The organism is Niallia sp. 03133 (assembly GCF_052663225.1).
Genome location: NZ_JBQTCY010000010.1, coordinates 178,420 through 199,926, shown reverse-complemented (window position 1 = coordinate 199,926; position 21,507 = coordinate 178,420). Strand labels below are relative to the sequence as shown.

The 21,507-nt window shown below is 34.3% G+C and carries 25 protein-coding genes; 19 read left to right on the top strand and 6 right to left on the bottom strand.

The window, feature by feature from the left end:
* The first annotated feature begins 812 nt into the window (after positions 1-812).
* The 3 genes from ACTYBU_RS15745 to ACTYBU_RS15735 all read left to right on the top strand — a co-directional run bounded on the left by ACTYBU_RS15745 (position 813) and on the right by ACTYBU_RS15735 (position 3,005).
* The gene (locus tag ACTYBU_RS15745) at positions 813-1,520 is read left to right on the top strand and encodes an anthrax toxin lethal factor-related metalloendopeptidase (RefSeq protein WP_445491174.1); all 708 of its coding nucleotides are present in this window, start codon (positions 813-815) and stop codon (positions 1,518-1,520) included.
* 205 nt (positions 1,521-1,725) lie between these two features.
* Positions 1,726-2,520: a thymidylate synthase gene (locus ACTYBU_RS15740; RefSeq protein ID WP_445491172.1), complete on the top strand. Its 795-nt coding sequence runs from the start codon at positions 1,726-1,728 to the stop codon at positions 2,518-2,520.
* Complete coding sequence (locus ACTYBU_RS15735) at positions 2,517-3,005, top strand: dihydrofolate reductase (protein ID WP_445491170.1); 489 nt, start codon at positions 2,517-2,519, stop codon at positions 3,003-3,005. Before ACTYBU_RS15740 ends, ACTYBU_RS15735 begins: the two co-directional genes overlap by 4 nt.
* Positions 3,006-3,342: 337 nt before the next feature.
* Here the strand turns inward: ACTYBU_RS15735 and trhA are convergent, their stop codons facing one another.
* Entirely contained in the window at positions 3,343-3,966 is a 624-nt protein-coding gene (gene trhA, locus ACTYBU_RS15730; RefSeq protein ID WP_445491169.1) for a PAQR family membrane homeostasis protein TrhA, read from the bottom strand.
* 192 nt (positions 3,967-4,158) lie between these two features.
* Here trhA and ilvA point away from each other — a divergent pair, with 192 nt between their 5' ends.
* The 5 genes from ilvA to ACTYBU_RS15705 all read left to right on the top strand — a co-directional run bounded on the left by ilvA (position 4,159) and on the right by ACTYBU_RS15705 (position 8,652).
* Positions 4,159-5,424 (top strand): threonine ammonia-lyase IlvA, encoded by a 1,266-nt coding sequence (ilvA, locus tag ACTYBU_RS15725; RefSeq protein WP_445491193.1) that lies wholly within the window; start codon positions 4,159-4,161, stop codon positions 5,422-5,424.
* A gap of 229 nt (positions 5,425-5,653) precedes the next feature.
* Positions 5,654-6,496, top strand: coding sequence for a DegV family protein (locus tag ACTYBU_RS15720; RefSeq protein WP_445491167.1), 843 nt, complete (start codon positions 5,654-5,656; stop codon positions 6,494-6,496).
* Between the two features lie 114 nt (positions 6,497-6,610).
* Entirely contained in the window at positions 6,611-6,760 is a 150-nt protein-coding gene (locus ACTYBU_RS15715) for a DUF2639 domain-containing protein (RefSeq protein WP_445491166.1), read from the top strand.
* 471 nt (positions 6,761-7,231) lie between these two features.
* Positions 7,232-8,065 carry an SGNH/GDSL hydrolase family protein gene (locus ACTYBU_RS15710; protein ID WP_445491164.1) on the top strand — a complete coding sequence of 278 codons (834 nt, stop codon included), beginning with the start codon at positions 7,232-7,234 and terminating at the stop codon, positions 8,063-8,065.
* Complete coding sequence (locus ACTYBU_RS15705; protein WP_445491163.1) at positions 8,062-8,652, top strand: YpmS family protein; 591 nt, start codon at positions 8,062-8,064, stop codon at positions 8,650-8,652. The genes ACTYBU_RS15710 and ACTYBU_RS15705 overlap by 4 nt, the downstream gene beginning before the upstream one ends.
* A 395-nt stretch (positions 8,653-9,047) precedes the next feature.
* On the opposite strand, the gene ACTYBU_RS15700 is transcribed toward ACTYBU_RS15705, so the two are convergent.
* Positions 9,048-9,809: a DUF4397 domain-containing protein gene (locus ACTYBU_RS15700; protein ID WP_445491162.1), complete on the bottom strand. Its 762-nt coding sequence runs from the start codon at positions 9,807-9,809 to the stop codon at positions 9,048-9,050.
* 497 nt (positions 9,810-10,306) lie between these two features.
* On the opposite strand from ACTYBU_RS15700, the gene rsgA reads away from it, so the two are divergent.
* The 3 genes from rsgA (at position 10,307) to msrB (ending at position 12,696) form a co-directional block, all read left to right on the top strand.
* Complete coding sequence (gene rsgA / locus ACTYBU_RS15695; protein ID WP_445491160.1) at positions 10,307-11,362, top strand: ribosome small subunit-dependent GTPase A; 1,056 nt, start codon at positions 10,307-10,309, stop codon at positions 11,360-11,362.
* A 424-nt stretch (positions 11,363-11,786) separates the two neighbouring features.
* Positions 11,787-12,275 (top strand): peptide-methionine (S)-S-oxide reductase MsrA, encoded by a 489-nt coding sequence (gene msrA, locus ACTYBU_RS15690; RefSeq protein ID WP_445491191.1) that lies wholly within the window; start codon positions 11,787-11,789, stop codon positions 12,273-12,275.
* A complete protein-coding gene (msrB, locus tag ACTYBU_RS15685; RefSeq protein ID WP_445491158.1) occupies positions 12,268-12,696 on the top strand; it encodes a peptide-methionine (R)-S-oxide reductase MsrB in 429 nt (142 codons plus the stop codon). The genes msrA and msrB overlap by 8 nt, the downstream gene beginning before the upstream one ends.
* Before the next feature lie 75 nt (positions 12,697-12,771).
* On the opposite strand, the gene ACTYBU_RS15680 is transcribed toward msrB, so the two are convergent.
* Positions 12,772-13,344 (bottom strand): DUF502 domain-containing protein, encoded by a 573-nt coding sequence (locus ACTYBU_RS15680; RefSeq protein WP_445491157.1) that lies wholly within the window; start codon positions 13,342-13,344, stop codon positions 12,772-12,774.
* Between the two features lie 40 nt (positions 13,345-13,384).
* Positions 13,385-14,473, bottom strand: a complete 1,089-nt coding sequence (locus ACTYBU_RS15675; RefSeq protein WP_445491155.1) for a GDSL-type esterase/lipase family protein — start codon at positions 14,471-14,473, stop codon at positions 13,385-13,387.
* Between the two features lie 197 nt (positions 14,474-14,670).
* Between ACTYBU_RS15675 and ACTYBU_RS15670 the strand changes: the two genes are divergently transcribed.
* The gene (locus ACTYBU_RS15670; RefSeq protein ID WP_445491154.1) at positions 14,671-14,910 is read left to right on the top strand and encodes a YozE family protein; all 240 of its coding nucleotides are present in this window, start codon (positions 14,671-14,673) and stop codon (positions 14,908-14,910) included.
* A 1,055-nt stretch (positions 14,911-15,965) separates the two neighbouring features.
* Positions 15,966-16,661, top strand: a complete 696-nt coding sequence (locus ACTYBU_RS15665; protein ID WP_445491153.1) for a hypothetical protein — start codon at positions 15,966-15,968, stop codon at positions 16,659-16,661.
* Positions 16,662-16,669: 8 nt separating this feature from the next.
* Here the strand turns inward: ACTYBU_RS15665 and ACTYBU_RS15660 are convergent, their stop codons facing one another.
* The gene (locus ACTYBU_RS15660) at positions 16,670-16,828 is read right to left on the bottom strand and encodes a hypothetical protein (RefSeq protein WP_445491152.1); all 159 of its coding nucleotides are present in this window, start codon (positions 16,826-16,828) and stop codon (positions 16,670-16,672) included.
* 161 nt (positions 16,829-16,989) lie between these two features.
* On the opposite strand from ACTYBU_RS15660, the gene ACTYBU_RS15655 reads away from it, so the two are divergent.
* From ACTYBU_RS15655 to ACTYBU_RS15640, 4 genes are all read left to right on the top strand, one after another.
* Complete coding sequence (locus tag ACTYBU_RS15655; RefSeq protein ID WP_445491151.1) at positions 16,990-17,160, top strand: YozD family protein; 171 nt, start codon at positions 16,990-16,992, stop codon at positions 17,158-17,160.
* A 118-nt stretch (positions 17,161-17,278) separates the two neighbouring features.
* Positions 17,279-17,455, top strand: coding sequence for a hypothetical protein (locus ACTYBU_RS15650; protein WP_445491149.1), 177 nt, complete (start codon positions 17,279-17,281; stop codon positions 17,453-17,455).
* 18 nt (positions 17,456-17,473) lie between these two features.
* Positions 17,474-18,244, top strand: coding sequence for a serine/threonine protein kinase (locus ACTYBU_RS15645; protein WP_445491148.1), 771 nt, complete (start codon positions 17,474-17,476; stop codon positions 18,242-18,244).
* Positions 18,244-19,014 (top strand): sporulation protein, encoded by a 771-nt coding sequence (locus ACTYBU_RS15640; RefSeq protein ID WP_445491147.1) that lies wholly within the window; start codon positions 18,244-18,246, stop codon positions 19,012-19,014. Before ACTYBU_RS15645 ends, ACTYBU_RS15640 begins: the two co-directional genes overlap by 1 nt.
* Before the next feature lie 214 nt (positions 19,015-19,228).
* Here ACTYBU_RS15640 and ACTYBU_RS15635 read toward each other — a convergent pair whose 3' ends face one another.
* Positions 19,229-19,354, bottom strand: coding sequence for a hypothetical protein (locus ACTYBU_RS15635; protein ID WP_445491146.1), 126 nt, complete (start codon positions 19,352-19,354; stop codon positions 19,229-19,231).
* A 217-nt stretch (positions 19,355-19,571) separates the two neighbouring features.
* Here ACTYBU_RS15635 and deoD point away from each other — a divergent pair, with 217 nt between their 5' ends.
* Positions 19,572-20,273 (top strand): purine-nucleoside phosphorylase, encoded by a 702-nt coding sequence (deoD, locus tag ACTYBU_RS15630; RefSeq protein WP_445491145.1) that lies wholly within the window; start codon positions 19,572-19,574, stop codon positions 20,271-20,273.
* A gap of 109 nt (positions 20,274-20,382) precedes the next feature.
* Positions 20,383-21,261: a M15 family metallopeptidase gene (locus ACTYBU_RS15625; protein ID WP_445491143.1), complete on the top strand. Its 879-nt coding sequence runs from the start codon at positions 20,383-20,385 to the stop codon at positions 21,259-21,261.
* Positions 21,262-21,507: the final 246 nt, after the last annotated feature.

The following is a 21,507-nucleotide window of genomic DNA, read 5'->3' as shown; positions in this document are numbered from 1 at the left end:
GGGGGGGGGCTTTTCTACCACCAGGACGTTGCGTATTTAGTCGATTTTCCTCTTTTGCGTACTTTAGCCGGCCAGCGCCCTAACGACTTCAACGCTTCCCTCACCTCGCTTGCGTAGTCAACATCGAATCGCTACGCTCTTCGTGTTTCCTTTTTCTCTCACTTAAGGTACACAAATTAAGAACACCACATCCTTATGTCTTCGTTTGTGTGATTCACATCCTGTGAATCTCAGCTTTTTCCGTCGATAAGCAAGGGCGCTTGCGCTTTTCTTATTATCCCACTCTTAAGGGGCAGTAAAACCCAAACCTCCAGATGCAGAGAAATCGAGGAAGCTAAAGATCCGAGGGAGGCACACAAACTAATCTCGCCACATCCTGTGGACCGCAAGCTTCCATCGAGGCAACTGATAATAGGGTGGCTGCTTTCCGTGGGGCGTGCGATGAGCCTCCCGGGCTTCGCCTTGCGGGGTCTCATCTGTCCCGCTAATCCCACAGGAGTCTCGCACCTTCCACTACAATCAACCAGGTTTATCAATTGGTTACTTCGAAGAATCTAGTAAAAACATCGATCCTTTAGAAAACAGACTCAGGTTTCACCTGTGGACAGAACAACGTTGAAAGAGGACATTAAAAAATCAACACTACTACTGTTTTGTAGTAAAACCTTGTTTTAACAAGCTGTCTCTTCATCATTCACTGAGTATGTTATAATAATAGAATTACAGATAGCTAGCTTTCTATATTTGCTTCTCTTCTCTATTTGAAGCGTAAAAAAAACCACAACTAGAAAATGGAGAAAAGAGGGAACAAGATGAAAAAATTAAAAAACTTTTTGCCAGTTTGTATGATTTGTCTCATGTCGATATTAATGGGGAACTCCCAATTGCAGACAGATGGCATTCTTCTAAAGGACTATCCATCTTCTACTTTCTTAAAAAGAGGCCTATCTCTGGAAGGGCAGAAAAAATTGGGAAATATAATCCTTTTGCCAACATCTGCATTTGACGAACTAGAAGCAGCGGCAATTGGGTCAAGGCTTAACAGGCTGCCTGCATCTCTTTTAGAAAAAATAAATGATAAAGATGTTAAAGTAAAATTATTTACTGGGAAGCTAACAGATAATCCAACTGCAAAAAACCTTGCTGGTGTGATCCCACGCGGTTATGAATCAAATAGGACATGGGATAATGTTCCTGGAATTGGCGGGGGACAAACAGTTCTTGTGAAAATTGGTGCAAGTCAAAAGGGGAAAGGACATGGTTCCGTAAATTTAGAATATCATGAGCTTGCACATACTATTGACTACAAAGTGCTAGATCATTATAGTAAAACAAAGGCATATCAATTCATTTGGAATAAAGAGAAATTTAAATTATTCCCAAATAAGGTGTATTTTCAGCGATATGCAGAGGAATATTTTGCTGAAACATTTGCTATGTTTTATGTAGGAGGATCAGAAAAAGAACGGTTGAAAAGCATCGCCCCACTTGCTTATAAGTATATAGAGTCATTAAAGTGATTAATAGCATGTAGCATGATGTTTATTCTATTTTATATTTTTTTGTTTTTATCCATATTTATCCATCTTTTATTATGTTAAATCAGCTATAATAACAGAAGGGATAAACTAATGATTTTGGCACAAATAACTAATTTAAATCAAAATTGAAATGTACTGCATTTTTGTGCTAATAAATAATATTCAAGAAGAAGGATGTTTTGCTGTGAAACAATATTTACAATTATGTGAGCATATTTTGGAAAATGGTGTAAAAAAAGAAGATCGAACAGGGACAGGGACAATCAGCTCTTTTGGCTATCAAATGCGTTTTGATTTAGCTGAAGGATTTCCTCTTTTAACGACAAAAAAACTCCATATCCGCTCCATTATTTATGAATTATTATGGTTTTTAAATGGTGATACTAATATTAAATATCTTCAAGATCACAATGTTCGAATATGGAATGAATGGGCTGATGAAAAAGGAAATTTAGGACCAGTATATGGACATCAATGGCGTTCTTGGACATCGAGGGATGGAGAAACCATTGATCAAATTTCCGAATTGATTCAAATGATCAAATCAAACCCAGATTCAAGACGCTTAATTATTAGTGCATGGAATGTTGGCGATCTTTCAAAGATGGCTTTGCCCCCTTGCCATTGTTTATTTCAGTTTTATGTGGCAGACGGAAAGCTTTCTTGTCAATTATATCAACGCTCTGCAGATGTTTTTTTAGGTGTGCCATTTAATATAGCATCCTATGCTTTGCTGACGCATATGATTGCACAAGTATGCGAATTAGAAGTAGGAGAATTTGTCCATACATTCGGGGATGTTCATATCTATTCCAATCATCTTGAACAAATTAAGCTGCAGCTTACACGAGAGCCGAAGCCACTTCCTAACTTGAAAATAAATAAAAACGTCAAAGATATTTTTGGTTTTCAGTTTGAAGATTTTGAGATTGTTAACTATGAAGCAGATCCTCATATTAAAGGAGCGGTAAGTGTATGATTTCTTTAATTGTGGCAATGGATAAAAATAATGTGATCGGCCATAATAATGAGCTTCCATGGCATCTTCCAGCGGATTTAAAATATTTTAAAAAAGTGACAACTGGCCATCCTATTGTGATGGGAAGGAAAACAAGGGATTCAATCGGCAGGAATCTTCCCAATAGAGAAAATGTTATTATGACAACAAATCTGCAGTATACATGTGAAGATTGTAAGATTTTACATTCAATGGAAGAGTTAAAAGCATGGAGTGAGACTAAAAACAGGGAAGAAATTTTTATTATCGGCGGAGCGGAAATATTTAAAGAAACATTAAATATTGCAGATCGATTATATATAACAAAAATAGATGCGGCGTACCAAGGAGATACATATTTTCCAGACCTCGATTGGAGCAAATGGAAAATCATTTCAGAGGAACAAGGCATAAAAGATGAAAAAAATAATGTGGACTATACCTTTTTTGTTTACGAGCGGAATTAAAAAGGACAAGCCAATAACTAAAAAAACAAATTGCAGTTGCAGTTTGTTTTTTTTTAGTTATTGGCTGTATAGAATTAGATGATTGAACTTTAAAAACAACCTAATTAATGAGTAATTATTAACTAGGTATAATATGTCATTATTAGACGGATGCAAAAGAACAAAAAATAAACATAAAGACCAAAGTGAAGTGGAGATTTTAAATAAAAAATTTTTTATTAAAAACGTAAACTGTCGTGTAAATGTTTTTTTGATTATTTTGGAGTTGAAAAAGAAAGTAGACAAAAGGACTTCAGTAGTAAGTCCTTTTGTTAAAAAGGCGCTAGCGCTTTTCTGCCTATACATAGAATAAAATGCAGAAGTACATAAAGCTGCTTCCGCATAGAACAAATACATGCCAAACTGCATGGAAATAAGGCTTTTTTTGCAATACATAAAAAACGCTGCCCACAGTATATAATATCCCTCCGAGAAAAAGAAGGATTATACCAGATGCACCAATTGCATGATATAATGGAACTAATCCGAAAACCATAAGCCATCCCATAATGACATACAGAACAGTAGACGTAATGAGGAATCTTTTTACAAAATAACATTTAAATACAATCCCGCCAATAGCAAGTCCCCAAACGATGCCAAATAAGGTCCAACCTAAAGCCCCTTTTATTGATACAAGAACAAACGGAGTATAGGTTCCAGCAATTAATAAGTAAATCGCGGAATGATCTAAAATTTCAAAAAAATCTTTGAGTTTTTTGTTAGTAGTGCCATGCAAAAGAGTAGAGCATAAAAAAAGAATGATCATAGTTGATCCAAAAACGGAAAAACTGACTACTCTCCAAGGGTCGCCAGTTTTTACAGCAAATATAATTAACATAACCAGCGCTGGAATGCTTAAAATAAATCCAATTCCATGTGTAATGCTATTAGCAATTTCTTCTTTTAATGAAAAATTCATACGATCACTCCCTATATATTATTGTAATGCAATAATACATAGAAAACAAATAACTTTATTAAAAAATTTTACGCATTCAAATATGTAGCAAAATTTCAAAATATCTAAAAATATATATTTTAGAGGATGGAAATCATGTGGTAACATGTTATAATGGACAAATTAGAATGGGTAGAAATGAGGTTTGAGGATATGGAACAGAAGGTTATGAAAAAATGGGTGCAGTTGGAGGATATTATGATTGCATACCAGCGAATAAAAGACATAGTAGCCCATACTCCTTTACAAAAAAATCAACGACTTTCAGAAAAATATGATTGCAACATCTATTTAAAAAGAGAAGACTTGCAGCATGTGCGCTCATTTAAATTAAGAGGCGCATTTTATTCAATGAAAATGCTGGAAAAAGAACAAATGAAAAATGGAGTTGTTTGTGCAAGTGCTGGAAACCATGCACAAGGTGTTGCATATGCATGCAGATATTTAGGTGTTCATGGGAAAATTTTTATGCCTGCAACTACTCCAAAACAAAAAGTTAGCCAAGTTAAAATGTTTGGCAGGGATAATGTAGAAATTATTTTAATTGGAGATACATTTGATGATTCATATGTAGAAGCTGTTTCCTGTGCTGAAACAGAGGATCGAGCATTTATCCATCCTTTTAATGATGAAAATGTCATTGCAGGGCAAGGAACGGTTGCAATTGAAATTATGAATGACAGTGAAGAACCGATTGATTTTGTTTTTGCAAGCATCGGCGGCGGCGGATTAATGGCAGGCTTAAGCACGTATATTAAAAGTGTTTCACCATTAACAAAAATGATTGGTGTGGAGCCAGCAGGAGCACCGTCTATGAAACAGTCTATTATTAGTAAAGAGCTTGTTTCTTTGGATAAAATTGATAAATTTGTAGATGGTGCTGCTGTAAAATGTGTAGGCCAAAAGAATTTTGAAATCTGCCAGGAGCTTTTGGATGATATTGTGCTTGTGCCAGAAGGTAAGGTTTGTACATCGATCCTGTCGTTATATAATGAACATGCAATTGTAGCAGAGCCAGCAGGTGCATTGCCTGTCGCTGCACTTGATTTATATAAAGATAAAATAAAAGGAAAAAATGTTGTAATTGTCATAAGCGGTGGAAATAATGATATCGATAGAATGCAGGATATTAAAGAAAGATCTTTATTATATGAAGGTTTATTATACCATTTTATCGTAAATTTCCCTCAAAGAGCTGGAGCATTAAGAGAGTTCCTTGATGAGGTGTTAGGACCTGAAGATGATATTACAAGATTTGAATATACAAAAAAGAATAATAAAGAAAATGGTCCGGCATTGGTTGGGCTGGAATTAAAGAATCGTGATGATTATCAAGGATTAATTGATAGGATGGATAAAAAAGGTTTTCCATACACGGAAATCAACAAAGATTCCAATTTATTTCACTTATTAGTGTAAAAGCCATCAACCCTTACAGAAGTGTAAGGGTTGATGGTTTTTTTGAAGTGAGGTTTTATTGAGTGAACGATAATAATCAAAGTGCTTCCTTGGGTCATTATTTATGGCAGAAATATGAAGAATCAGTATAGAGTAAGAAAATGTTATACAAGCTAATCTATTTACGTTATAATAATCTCTTGAATAGAAAGCGCTTTACTTGAAAAATGATAATTTAGGGACGTGTAAAATGACTAAAATAAAGATTGTTACAGATTCAACTGTGGATTTAACTGAAGAAGAGCTTAAGAAATATGAAATAGAGATGGTTCCTCTTTCTATTTCCATTAACGGTGAAACGTTTTTAGATAGAATAGAAATTACTCCAGATGAGTTTATTCATAAAATGAAGTCTGCTGAAGAATTGCCGAAAAGCTCCCAGCCTTCTGCAGGTTCATTCGCAGCAAAATATGATGAATTAGATGTACAAGGGTACGACATTATATCCATTCATATGACGGGAGGGATGAGTGGTACGGTTGCATCAGCAAAATGTGGAAGTGAACTGTCAAAAGGCAACGTAACAGTCGTAGATTCAGAGTTTATATCAAAGGGATTGTCTTTTCAAGTAATGGAGGCAGCGCTTATGGCGCAAAATGGAAAAAGTAAAGAAGAAATAATTGATCGAATTAATAAAGTAAAAAAACACACTAAGCTATTTGTTGTGGTCGATACACTTGAAAATTTAATTAAAGGCGGACGAATTGGAAAAGGAAAGGCATTAATTGGATCGTTATTAAATATAAAACCAATTGCTGCTCTGGAAAATGGTGTATACACACCGATCACAAATGTGCGCAGCAGAGCGCAGGCAGTAAAGTTTTTAGCAAATGCCTTTAGGGAGGATACGATCGGAAAAACCATTAAGCGAATCGGAATTACCCATGCTGATAATTTCGAGTTAGCTATGAAACTGAAGGCAGCCATTGAAATTATTTCTAATCCTCTGCCAATAGATATTGAGTTTACAACGCCTGTTATTAGCACACATACTGGTCAAGGAGCGATAGGCTTCAGTTATTATTGTGAATAATCATTGGCATATTTTCCTCTTTTCAACATATGTTGAATAAAATGAAATAAATCAAAACTTTTCGAATCTTTCAGTGCAGCATGATTTCAGCCTGTGGAAAGCGGAGGGGAAGATATGGCTTATTATGGTACAAAGGGTTGGTTTATCAGCAAGTTAAAGGAGATGGGGATCAGTAGACATCCCGTTGAGCATAAGAAGCTTGAATTATATAAAACATATGTTCTTCGAAATCTTTATGATGAAAAAAAAGGGGAAAAGGACTAATTAATAGTCTCATTAAATAAAAGTCAGACAGTTAAACGTCTGGCTTTTTTCGTATGTTAAGCAGAGAAACTAGGTGAATTAGCAAGTTTATCAAACGAATGTATTGGTAAATCCTATCATGTATAGATGTGTTATTCTGGATAAATGATAAAGTGAACCCTTCCATCAGTGGGATTTTCTTCTTTCCTCACTGATGGAAAGGATGTGGATCACACAAACGTTGCCACAGGAAGTGGCGACCTTAGATTGTGTACCTCCTTGGACCTTTACGGGCAGTTATAGCTTACTCGATTTCTCAGCATTTTGAGGTCGGGGTCTTACTACCCCTAAAGAGTGGGATAAATTTAAACAAATTAACTTCATAATAATTTATGTTATAATAGTAAACGGTGTATATACAAATTCATTCTAAAAAGCGTTCAGACAGTGTTCTGTCTGATTATAATATGATGTAAAAGGTAGGAGTTAATAATGAAGAAATCAACAAACTTTCTTATTATTTGCCTGTCTCTTCTTTTGTTGACGGCTTGTACAAAAGAAACGTCCCTTCAATATAATGGAGTGAAAGAAACAATGGTTGCAAGTAAAAAAGAAATTCCAGAATCCTTTTTTCCAAAGGATGTTAATATTGTTTCTGCTGGAGATTCTTTAACACAAGGAGTAGGAGATAGTACAGGAAAAGGCGGTTATGTTCCTTACTTAAAAGGTTTATTAGAAAAGGATAGAGGTATAGGAAAAGTAACAATTGAAAATTATGGAGTGAAAGGCAATAAAACCGATCAGCTGTTAAAAAAAATTCAAACTGATGAAGTGAAGAAATCGATAGCATCAGCAGATATGGTTATATTAACAATTGGCGGAAATGACATCATGAAAGTTGTGAGGGAGCATTTGTCTGATCTGCAGCTTGAAGATTTTTCCAATCAGATGAAACTGTATGAAGCAAATCTTCATCAAGTGCTTAAAACAATTAGAGAGGATAATCCGAATGCTGTAATTGTCTTAGTCGGAGTTTATAATCCTTTTACAAAATGGTTATCGAATATAGATGAACTGAATCAGGTAGTGACAGAATGGAATACAACAGGGGAAAATATTTTAACTTTGTTTGATCAAACATACTTCGTGAAAATTGACGATATCTTTTTAAATGAGAATGAAAATCTCTTATATAAGGATTATTTTCATCCCAACGATAAAGGATACAGCCTCATTGCAGATCGCATATACAATGAATTAGAAAAAGAAGCAATGGATGTTGTCTTAGCTAAAATGACTGCAGAAGAACAAGGCAGAGGAGAATGAAATTGAAAAAAAAGAGTTGGAAAATAGCATTTTTGTTTTTAATATGTATTAATTTAATTTTCATAATTGGACTATCTATTTTAATTTTTTTGCCTAGTGATAAAGCAAAGCATTCAGAAAATACATCTAATGAACAAACAGGTGCTGTTCCTTTGGATGTCACAACAAATAAAGAAGACCTAACAAAACTTATTAATTATTATATAGAAAAACAAGGGTTGAACGGTCCAATCCATTATGAAATTAACTTAACGAATGAAGTAGAACTATATGGGTATCTTCCTGTTTTTAATCAGGACGTCGAAATGAAACTTACCTTTGTGCCGGAAGCTTTGGATAACGGTGATTTACTATTAACGCAAAAATCTATCAGCATAGGTGAATTGCCTTTGCCAGTATCCTATGTTATGAAATTTATTCAGCAGCAATATAAATTGCCGGATTGGGTAGAAATCAATCCTGAAGATGAAACGATTTACGTACATTTAACGAAAATGAATACGGCAAGTGGATTAAAAGTGAAAATGAAGGAATTTAACCTTCCGGAAGATAAAATTCGTTTCAGCATTTTACATCCAATTGAATAGGGCATGGATGAAGTCTAACAAAAGGGTGTTTTCTAAAAGTTTGTTGTTTTTTTATAAGGTGAAAAACCTTTTAGAAGTCTTGAGCAGCCTGAATAACGTAGGCTCTCAGCACGGATTAGCGAGACAGGCGAGAAGAAAACAGGAGTGAAACGTCGAAGTGGCCAGGCGCTCGCTCCTCGCAGAAAACGAAGTGTATTCAGGCTGAGGGTTAAATAAGAACAACCTATACGAAAGTGCCTAATAAAAAGATGAAGCTGTTTGTCATGAACAAATAAAGGCTTCATCTTTTTGTGGTTCATGCAGCACCTCGCTCCAAGTTCAAGTTACAAGATGCAGATAGGACATTTGACAGTAACGTCAGTCTGTAAGAAGATAATCAGATTGCACTTACGTCATTATGTGGCTGAAAAAAGCAGGATATTTACATGCTCATCGTCAGATTCAGCTTCCAAAATGAAAGCAGAATATGCTTTGTTCTCTTGTAAGACAAAAGGCGGGAAAACCGTAATCAATTCGTTTGTTCCGGCAGCTCTTGCTTCCAAATAGACGGTCATTGGATATAATCCTAAATAGGAAGTAGCTGTTTTGGCTTCCACTTTTGGAAAGATTACATCGCCATTTTGAACAGCGATGTTAATTGCAGTTATATGTGGAGCAAGATGAATAAAGCGAAGCTTCGTTTCCGCGGCTGGTACAGATGGCTGCTCGGCAAAAGAATAAATTTTCACTTTATTATTTGGTCCTACAATAGCAATCGTATGATAAATATTACTTTCGACCATTATTTTTTGACTGCAATAAGTGTCTACCATTTTGCCAGATTCGTAAATATCGATTTGGTACCTGCCAGCAGGCAATGTTAAATCATTGCTCATCATTTTAAAAGACACTTCTTTAAATAATCGAATGCCATTAATATAAATATCCACATTTGGCAAATCTTTTGAGCCGTGCAGGATTCTTATTTTTCCATATTCCTTTTGTCTTTGCACATAAGGAATAAGTGAATTTGCTGTTTCCATCATTTTTTTTACACTTTGCAAGTGTTTTTGATAATAAAAAATATGCAATTCAGGATTTGTATATTTATAGTAGTCTGCTAGTAAGTCATACATGCTCGCTTCATTTATCGGATTCATTTCCCCATTATGAGTCATGTTCTTCACTCCTGTATACTCATGATTCATTAGTTTATGATATAGGATGTGTGCGAGTGCCTATCTTATCAAAAGGGTTTAAAAAAAAGGAAAAAATAGCAATTTGATGTATACTTTGGTAGGAATATTACATATAATAAAGAAAAATAAGTGAAGAAAGGGTGATGACGATGAAAAATAAATGGATGAAAATGTTTAGAAGTGTATTTTATATCGTACAGCCCTTTGAACGTTTGCAATAAACCAAAAACATAGAATAGTACACTTGCATGTAGACAAAACTGCCACAATTTGCAAAACTTGAATGTTTGGATTTCGAGTTGCGAATCCTGGGGAGAAGCGAAGTTCCCGTGAATGGAAAATGAGTATTCAAGCAGGGCGGGAAAAGAGAAATCAAGCGTTTGTCAATAGCATGCGTACTCTGTTTTTGTATTATTTAAACCATGGGCTGTACAAGTCTATGGTTTTTTATATGCAAAAATGGAGGAGTTAAATCAATGGAATTAACAATGTTCGGATATAATGAGGAAATTGGAAAAGCGTTTGAAAACTATGGTGCGGTAGAACAAATCGTTGGCAGAGTTGCGTTAGAACATAAAAGATTATATCGAGTGTGGACTTATTACGGAGAGTTATTATGTGAGGTGTCTGGGAAATTTTCGTTCACCGCCAATACAAGAGAAAATTATCCTGCTGTAGGAGATTGGGTAGTAATAACCCCTAGAGTAGAAGAAGGAAAAGGAACCATATCATTTGTTCTTCCAAGAAAAAGCAAATTTTCAAGGAAGGTGGCAGGTGCAAATACGGAAGAACAAATAGTTGCGACAAATGTTGATACAATTTTGCTTGTAAATTCATTAAATGAAGATTTAAATTTAAGAAGAATAGAACGATATTTAACACTGACATGGGAGAGTGGAGCAAATCCTGTTATTGTATTAACAAAGGCAGACCTTTCTGATCATGTGGATGAAGCAATAGCATTAGTGGAATCAGTAGCATTTGGTGTCCCTGTATATCCTATCAGTGTAATGGAAGATAGTGGCTTCGATGAGTTAAATAAATTATTGCTGCCCGGCAAAACCTTTGCCTTATTAGGTTCATCTGGCGTAGGAAAATCAACCTTGACCAATTATTTATTGGGTTATAATAAACAGGAAGTTCAGAATATACGAAATGATGATAAAGGAAAGCATACGACAACACATCGAGAACTAATTCTGCTGCCAAATGGCTGTATTTTAATTGATACACCAGGGATGCGTGAACTGCAGCTTTGGAACAGCGACGAAGGTTTAAGCGGCAGCTTTACCGATATTGAAGAACTAGCCGTTCATTGTAAATTTCGTGATTGTGCACATGAAGGAGAAAAAGGCTGTGCAATAAAAGAGGCAATAGAAAGCGGAGTTTTACTGGAAGAACGTCTTGCTAGCTACAAAAAGCTGTTAAAGGAACTTGCCTTTTTAAAACGAAAACAAGATAAAAAAGCACAATCTGATGAAAAAAAGAAATGGAAAAAAATGAATAAACAGTTGAAAACCAATAAAAAATAATTCTAAATGATTCAATAAGTCATCTCACTTCGAGCTTTTGGATTAAGAGTCGAGTAGGGTGTGAAAAAATCCAAGAGATTACTTGGATTTTTTTCAGTTATTCAAAAAAAAGCTTGTTTTTCTAGTTGTTTCCTTGATCAAGAGCTTATTATCCCAAAAGCAAATTCCAATGCTTCTGCCTCGAAAGCCAAACTTTTTTTGATTAGACTAAAGCTTCTGCATTAATAATTTTTGTTTCAGTTTTTTTAGAATCCTAATTTTTGCATTTTTCTTCATTTTTTAATAATCTATTTGAAAGTGTTAAAACCATCTTAATAGGGAATAGGTAAACTTAGATGGGGCTTGGATAGGAAATTATAAGAAAGAGGTGCAGAACTTGAATAACTACGATGTGGCAACATTTGCTGGCGGTTGTTTTTGGTGCATGGTAAAACCATTTGATCAACAGCCAGGCATTATAAAAGTAGTATCAGGTTATACAGGAGGTTCAAAAGAAAACCCTACGTATAAAGAAGTATGTTCGGAAACAACAGGACATTATGAGGCAGTTCAAATAACGTTTGATCCAACGATATTTCCGTTTCAAAAATTATTGCAAGTTTACTGGCAGCAAATCGATCCAACTGATCCAGGCGGCCAATTCTTTGATAGAGGACAGTCGTATCAAACAGCTATTTTTTACCATACAGAAGAACAGAAAAGATTAGCAGAAGCATCTAAACAGGAGTTGGAAGAAAGCGGGCGTTTCTTAAAACCAATTGCTACGAAAATTTTACCTGCAAAGATTTTTTACTATGCGGAAGCATATCATCAAGATTATTATAAAAAAAATCCGGATCATTATAACGCCTACCATGTTGGCTCTGGTCGTGCAGCTTTTACGAAAAACAACTGGAGTGAGAGAAATGGATAAAAAACATTTAATAGAAAAATTAACACCTATTCAATTTGAAGTGACACAGAATAACGGAACAGAACCACCTTTTCGTAATGAATATTGGGATAAATTTTCTGAAGGAATTTATGTGGATATTGTATCTGGTAAAGCCCTATTTAGTTCATTGGACAAATATGATGCCGGCTGCGGCTGGCCAAGCTTTACAAAGCCAATAGAAGGGGAAGAAATTACCGAAAAAACGGACACAAGTCACTTTATGATTCGTACAGAAGTGAGAAGCAAAGAAGCAGATTCCCATCTCGGGCATGTATTTACAGATGGGCCTGAAGCAAATGGTCTTCGTTATTGCATTAATTCTGCAGCACTGAAATTTATTCCTAAAGAGGAAATGGAAGAAAAGGGTTATGGAAAATACTTAAGATTATTTAATAAATAATCATGCCAGCAAAAAACAGCTTATGGAAGTGTGCTTCTTTTGACACTCCATATAAGCTGTTTTTCCTTTTTTAGGTTATTTTGATGTTAATCCTCCAGATAAAACAAATTTCATCGCATCTTCTGGTTTCATATCAATAAAATCAATATTTTCTTTTGGAATTAAATAAGTAAACCCAGCAACCTGAAAGGTTTGCGGTACATATACAGCAATATAGTCTTTGAAAGGTTCATAATATTCTTCTAAATCTTCTGCAGTAATAAAACCAATAGATTTCATTTCTGTTCCGGGAAATGTAACTAAGGCAACTTTTGAAAAAGATTTTTTCTCACCTAAAAAGGATTGAATCGTATCTTTTATGACGGAATAAATGGTTTTAATGAAAGGGATTTTTTCTAATAACAGATCGATCCATCTAATGATATGAGAAATAATAAACTTCGTCGACAGCCATCCTAAAACAGTAATTAAGATGAGCGTTAAAAGAATGCCTATACCCGGAATATATTCATTTTTAAGATAGCTTCTAAGAAAACTTCCCAATAAATTATCAAGAAATAAAAAGCTTCGGTAGGTTACATAAATAACTAAAATAATAGGTACAATGGTGATTATTCCATTAATAAAGTTTTTAACAATTGCTTTCATTTTTAACTCCTACGTAATAATATTTGAAAGGTGCATCTTCTTATTTCCCATTTACAATAATGGAGGAAATTTGAATGATAGAATGGCTTGATTTATTGCTTTCTGATTTTTTTCCAGTTAAGCGAAAGGATACTTTATGATGCCCCTCTTTTAATCCACTTGCTACATATAAAGCTCGTCTTTTTTCAAAAGGCCACCATGTTGAAATAGTAGTTCTGTATTTATTGTCAATATAAACATCCATCATTCCTCCGTTTTCACTTCTGATTACATTTACTCCAATATAGGAGCCGTTAAACTCATAATCAATGGAAGCCCCTGTTTTTTCAGTTGTATAATAACTGCCTTTTTTTACAAAAGAGGAATCTTTTTTTGTATATTCAAATTTGGTATCGAATAAGTAGATATTCATTTTTTCAGGACTTATAGCTAAACTGCTTATTGGCTTGTTCTTTTTTATCTTGTTATTCAATACATGAAATATTTCTCTGCTGTAAATTTTATAGCCTTTATCATTAGGGTGAACTAAATCCTTTGTTAATTGTTTTGCGGAGTATCCAGATTTTTCAAAAGGAATGCGCATATCTATATTTGTAGCTTGGAAGTTTTTTGATAAAGCAGTAATTGTATTGACAAATGCATCATTTTCTAAACAGCTTTCCGTAATAGTGATCAATTCTGCAGATGGAAAACGACTTTTAACCTGCAGCAGCAATTGTTCATAGAAAGTGGCAAATTGTTGTTCATTCATATATTTACGATCGTTTTCTCCAAAAACAATAAATACAAGATCTGCTTCATTGATTGGCGTGTGCTTGAATTTATAGAAGCCTTCAAAAGCAGTTGCTCCACTTTGCACAATAGAATTTCTTGATAAATTGACATCATATGTTTTCTCTATCTTTTTCTCTAATAAATGAAACCATGTTCCCTCTTTTGTTGATGCCCCAGAACCGCGGCCAATACTATCTCCTATGATGAGATAATGTACATCTTCTTTTTCTTTTATTTTTTCATATACACTCATAGAAGCAGCAGGCTTCTTTTCAATTTTAAACATCCATAGAAAAAATACGAGAGCAAAGGCAAAGCAAAGGATGATAATGAATTTAAATGGTTTGTTCTTCATGTCTAAGTGGAAAAGCACCTCTTTTCTTCTTATATACATATCCTAACGCAAAAAGATTAAACTGAGAAGAATAAAATAAAGAGAGAAAATAGTTAATGAGCAACTTCCTCCTGTACTATGGGATAAACTATCTACTAGACGTACTTCCTTATCTTTTGTATAGTAATTTATATTAAATTATACAAAGGATGATCATTATGTCTAAATCTTTTTACCATTTTTTAATAAAGTTTCGTCATCCTGAACCAAAAGATGAAATAAGTGAATTGGCGAACGATGCATACATGGATCATGGTTTTCCAAAAAATAGTTCCGACTATGATGAAATAAGCAGTTATTTAGAATTAAATGGGTATTATTTACCGAGCATGCGGATTTTTGATCATGCATGGGAAACATATTTATTTCAAGAAGAAAAAAATCGCAAGAATTATTAGGAACGGAAAAAAAAGAGAGAGAAAATCCAGAATGGATGGAAAAGAGGTGCCCAATAAGTCGTTTTTTCAACTTTTGGACACCTTTTTCAAGTTGCAAAATACTGCCCAATCAGCTTTTCTGATTTTTAAATTGGCTCTTTTCGTATGAGTTGTTGCTTTGTAATCCGCGCCCTGTATACACTTCGCTTTTCGGCGGGGCTACGCCTGATCCGCTGAGTCGCATGCGCTGTCTGGTCTGTCTCACTAATCTAAGCAGGAGTCTTTGTGTATACAGGCTGCTAGGTTCATGCTAGAGATGCAAACTTTTAGAAAACAGCCATAGATTTTGACAAGTTGATACTTTTCGGACAGCCCCTTCTACTTCACTTTAAGAGTTGAGTAATATAGCTACTTCTGAATAATTAGAAGAAAATATAAGTTTCCTTCCTGAAAAACTCTGTATCCTGCAGTCGTTATATTGTACGCCGACTCCTCATATAATAAAGAAAACTTTCCATTACTCCATTCACAAAACCACTTTTACCATCACTAATTAAAACATGTTTAAGATTAAAACCCATCTTTTATAATAAGGCTCTTTTCGAATAGATTATATCTAGCCCACAGCCTGGATACACTTCACTTCTTGCTTAGAGAGCGCCGAGCCGCTGTTCGTGCAGGGTCTTGTTTGTCTCGCTTTTTTAAGCAGGGGTCTGCGAGTATTCAGCCTGCTCAGGAATTCTAAAGGTTTTTCCTCTTAATCAATTAGCAACAAACTTTTAAATCATCCTAAAAAAACCACAAATAGGTGTGAAAAAAGTTGGAATAATTCCATCCATTCAGTAAGTGAAGATTGGCGAAAGTTCATTTTATGCATATAATGTTAAAAATGAAAACAGCCATATGAGGCGAGTAAACAAAGGATGAAAAATAGATGGAATTTGTTGAGAGGAGTTATATCCTAACATTCTCCCCCACCTTAAATGTTCCACATCTTTAGAGAAGAGAGTGGGGGTTTTATTAGCCGGATCACGGTTAAAACACTCACAATCTAGTTTAGAGAGGAATATGAATCGATGGGAAATCGAAAAAAACCAAAATTTAAAATAGGCGACACAGTTGTTATTATTTTATATGGAACCGTTGGTAAAATTACAAATGTAAAATGGCTGGATGATATGCATGTGTATGAAGTAAATAAAAGTGAAGGCCTGTATTTAGAATCCAGCCTCCAAATGTTATCCGAATATGAAGGAGAACTTATGGAGACAGAAAAAATAGACATTGAATACCGTTATTTTATCGGCGACTTAGTAAAAGTAAAAGGATATGGCAGTAATTTATTTAAAATAATGGGTTTTCGCACCGAAATATGGAGATATAAATCGGATGCATGGGAAGATATCATTTATGAATTATCACGGGTAAGTGATGGAGAGTGGCTGGAAGCAGGAGAGGAAGAACTAACATTAGTAGCAGATGCAGATAATGCTGATACATTTATTCAGAAGCTTGGTCTTTTATATATTATGGATAAAAAGAAAAAGCCTGTTGATTTACAAAAAACAAACAACTCTTTTCGTGCAACGGAAAAAGAGCTGCTTGAACGATCGAAAGAAAAGAAAGAATTAATTGATGGCCTGCTGGATATATACAATGATTATCAAATATTATTTCATATTTTCCATGATAGAGAGTATGAGCAAGTGATGAAATTAACATTAAGGAAGTTAAAGCTTATCAGCAGTTTAGATGATAAAAATATTGTGTAGATTTGCATTTATAACTGCAATAACAGTAAAATAAAAAACGGTATGCTGATAACCCCAATAATAGTAAACAGAATGTTTAACCATGTTTGAAATAAATGCAGAATTTCACTAGTATCTTTATTAACATCCTCTTTAATAACGGCAATCTTTTGCTGGAAATAGTTCATGGAATAGATCCCCCTATTGTGTATATATAAAACCTTATGAATAAAAGAAAGAAAACATGTCTTTTTTTCTTGAAAAAAACTTGGATTTATCAGATAATTTGTACAAAAGTATCATCTTTTTTTTAATGTCACATATATTCTTTACAAAGGGGGCGATATGCTTGAAAGAAATCGACGTAATAATAGATACAGAAGAAATCGCAGAGTTTTTCTTTCGTGAGCTATTAAAAAGGGGATTCGTTCCCACAGAGGATGAGATTGAAGAATTGGCTGACATTACATTTGAATACTTATTAGACAAATGCATTATTGATGAGGAAACGGAAGAATAGAAAAATATTTTTATTATATAAGCAACGATAAAAGTGACGAGCTATATGCTCGTCATTTTTATGTTTTTGAAACTTTTTTTTATTGTATTCGTAAAAGGAGATAGAAAGGAGGGATAGCATGATCAAAAAAATATTAAAAGAATTATTAAAGAAAAGCAGTCAAAAAAGATATTATTCTTCCAGAAGCAGCAAATGGAAAAATTCATATAAAAATAAGTATGATCAAAATAGAGGGCATCATTATTATAAAGGAAAAAGAAGAAAACATTCTTCATTCAGTTTCTTTAGCAGCTAAAAGTGAACGGAGGAAAAAGTGTTACTTAGTAAGCTTTTAAAGCATATTGAAAAACCATTGGAAACGAATTCGATCATTAATAATAGATACAAAATAATCTCCTTTCTAGCCAAGGGTGGTTATGGATATACGTATATGGCTTTCGATCATGTGAAAAATGCGGAAGTAGTATTGAAAACTCTGCGATTTCATAAAAGGATTATAAAAAAAGAGTATCAACGATTTCAACAAGAACAGAAAATTCTCCAAAGGATAGAACATGCAAGCTTCCCCAGTTTTTATGACAGCGGTTTTATTCATGGTAAAATTCCTTATTTTACAATGGAATTCAAAAGCGGAAAAACTCTAGAAAAATGCTTGTTTGATGAGCAGAGTAAGTGGAATGATAAGCAAACATTTTATTTTGGGCTTCAACTGCTTGAATTAATAGAATATTTACATACTAACCATATTGTTCACCGTGATTTACACATTCCAAATATAATAATGGTAAATAGTCATCCTAGCATCATTGACTTCGGTTTGGCCACTCTATGTGATCAAAACAAGCCTACGTTGCATCAATATGATTTTGCTGGTCTTGGAAACATTCTATTATTTTTGTTCTATTCCACTTATGAATTATCAAACGATAATAATAAAGAAAGAAGCTGGCAGGATGAGCTGCCACTTTCCAGTGATGCAAAGCTAATAATAAAACGGCTTTTAGCAATCGAAGAACCTTTTAAAGATTGCAATCAAATAAAAAATGCTTTTCAACAACAATTAAGGATAGAGGAGGAAAAGTAATGTCTTTTTTTCAAAAAGCATTAGCAAGTGTTGGAATAGGTGCAGCAAAAGTAGATACCATCTTGCATCAGGCGAGAATATCACCTGGAGAAATGGTTTCTGGAGAAATCGTTATTAATGGAGGAAATGTAGAACAAACAATTGATAAAATTTATTTGCGTATTTTTTCAACATATGAAAAAGAATCAGATGAGAAAAAATATACGGACATAAGCTTAATCGATTCTTTTTTAGCAGCTGAAAATCTAACAATAGGTGTAAAGGAACAAAAGAAAATACCATTCTCTTTTTGTCTGACGAAATATACACCTCTTACACTTGGGAAAACAAAGGTTTGGATTTCAACTGGCTTAGATATAAAAAATGCGGTTGACCCTTCCGATAAGGATTACTTGGAAATTAAAGCAAATGATTTGTTATCAAGTCTATTTACCTCCCTATCGGAGTTGGGATTTCAGCTTAAACATGTTGAGTGCAAAAAAGGATCCTATCATACAAGAAATCATTTGCCGTTTTTACAGGAGTTGGAATATATGCCGGTTTCAGGTCCATTTTATAGAAGGTTGGATGAAATTGAAATAATGCTTTTAGCAGTAGAGGAAAAACAGCTAGACCTTCTTATTCAAATAGATAAAAAAGCAAGAGGGTTAAGCGGATTATTTGCCGAAGCATTTGATATGGATGAGCAGTTTGTTCTGTTAACGATTATGGAAGAAGATAAGTCTATATTAAAACAAAAGCTCTCAGCTATAATAGAACAACATGCATAATATCTAAAATAGCATGAGACGTGTGAAGATTTTACACGTCTCATTATTCCATATCCTCTTCATTCCCCCTGCTCATCATGAAAATAACCAACAATAGGAGAAATTTTTCATATCGTATTCTCATTTATTTGTATAATGAGAAATTTCACGTCATAGGCTAGCTGCATATGAGGACTTCCATTCCAAAATGCAGCTAGTTTTATCATACATTTTATTAGTTTTTTCTTTCCTTGGCAGAAAACTCTTTGCCGTGTGCTTCTTGTTCTGCAATTATAGCTTCTTTTGGAATATGATTATTTTTTTTGGGAGCATTTATGCGATTTCGATTTTTTTTACCCATGATATCACCCTTTTGTTTGGATTTAACCAGTGTGTTTTCCTTTATTGCAGGAAAACTAATACTAGTTTAACCCACGGTTGAATTGTTATCCTACAATTAAATTTGTTTATCATAAAAATAGAATATGATATAGTACAAATAGGGATAAACTAGACGCTTTTCGTCATTTTATGTCACAAAAGGGAATTACTGTTTTTTAAACAATGGAGGTTAACAAATGAGTGTACATATTGGAGCTAAAGAAAATGAAATTGCTGAAACGGTTCTATTGCCAGGGGACCCTTTAAGAGCAAAATATATTGCGGAAACTTTTTTGGAAAATGCCACTTGCTACAATGAAGTGCGTAATATGTTCGGCTACACAGGTACATATAAAGGAAAAAGAATATCCGTACAAGGAACGGGAATGGGGGTTCCTTCCATTTCTATTTATATTAACGAATTAATGGCAAGCTATAATGTGCAGAATTTAATTCGTGTTGGTACATGTGGTGCTATCCAACAAGATGTGAAGGTTCGCGATGTTATTTTAGCAATGAGTGCATCGACTGATTCTCAAATGAACCGATTAACTTTTGGAGGGGTGGACTTTGCACCAACTGCTAATTTTGAGCTTCTAAAAAAAGCATACGATACTGGCGTGGAAAAAGGACTTTCTCTTAAAGTTGGAAATGTATTTACAGCAGATATGTTTTATAATGATAATTCAGAATTGGAAAAATGGGCAAAGTACCAAATATTAGCGATTGAAATGGAATCTGCTGCTTTATATACATTGGCAGCAAAATATAATCGAAAAGCATTATCGGTATTGACTGTAAGTGATCATATATTAACGGGGGAAGAGACATCAGCTGATGAGCGTCAAACAACGTTTAATGATATGATTGAAGTGTCTTTAGAGGCTGCTGTCAAATAAAGAATTCGATAGCACCTGATTAAATCATAGGGATACAATATATTAAAAATAAAGATGTGTAGTGCTATTCTGTCGTGTAAAGTAAAAACTTGAAAATTAAGGTGAAAAAATGAAGAAATTAGTAGTAGTTTCTTTCTTTTTGATGTTCATTTTAAGCGGATGTAAAGCTTGGGATTCTATCCAAGATAAACTACCTACTTCCCATGAAAAATCAGAGGAGAAAGAAAAAGAAACAAACATAACAGAAAATCAAGGGAATTCAACAGATAAAGAGACGGATCCACAAAAAAATTCAGATAAAGAGACGGACCCACAAAAAAATACAAATATAGAAGAGTCTCCTTGGACCTTGGATTCTGCCTATTTTAATGAGATTAAAGAAGTGGATGGAAGAAATATTATTCAAAACCCTACTAATATCGTGTCATTGGTAAATAAAGATTTTGGTCTTCCAGACGGGTATGCACCTGATGACTTAGCAAGACCGAATGTGGCTTTTTCATTTGGCGATCAAAAGATTGAAAAAAGCTACTTAAGACAAGAAGCAGCCAGTGGATTGGAAGAAATGTTTAAAGCTGCAAAAGCAGATGGGGTAAATTTATATGCAGTGTCAGGATATCGTTCTTTTGATCGACAAACGGTTCTTTACGATGCAGAAGTTCAAAAAGTAGGCAAGGAAAAGGCGATACAAGCAGTAGCCTACCCCGGAAACAGTGAACACCAAACAGGGTTGGCAATGGATATTTCTAGTGAAAGCTCCAATTTTTTGTTAAGTGAAGAATTTGGTGAAACAAAAGAAGGCAAGTGGCTGAAGGAAAATGCGCATCGGTATGGGTTTATCCTGCGATATCCTAAAGGCAAAGAATCTGTTACTGGCTATGAATATGAACCTTGGCATTTTCGTTATGTTGGAAAAAAACCAGCAAATGATATATTTGAAAATGACTGGACACTAGAGGAATACTTTAAATTAGTCAAAAAAATATAATTATGACTAACAATAGTCCTTTTTTGAGAAATTCAATAACACATGGATTTTGTTGGACAAGTTATGTGTTCATTTAAAGTTTTTGAATGTCCGTAAAATAATGGTATAAACAGCAATGGGTATTTAGGATGAATTTATCCCACGCTTAACGGGCAGTAAAACCCCCACCTCAAATGCTGAGAAATCGAAGAAGCTAGGTGGGGGATAACTGCCCGTAAAGATCCGATAAGTTCAACTAACCATCAG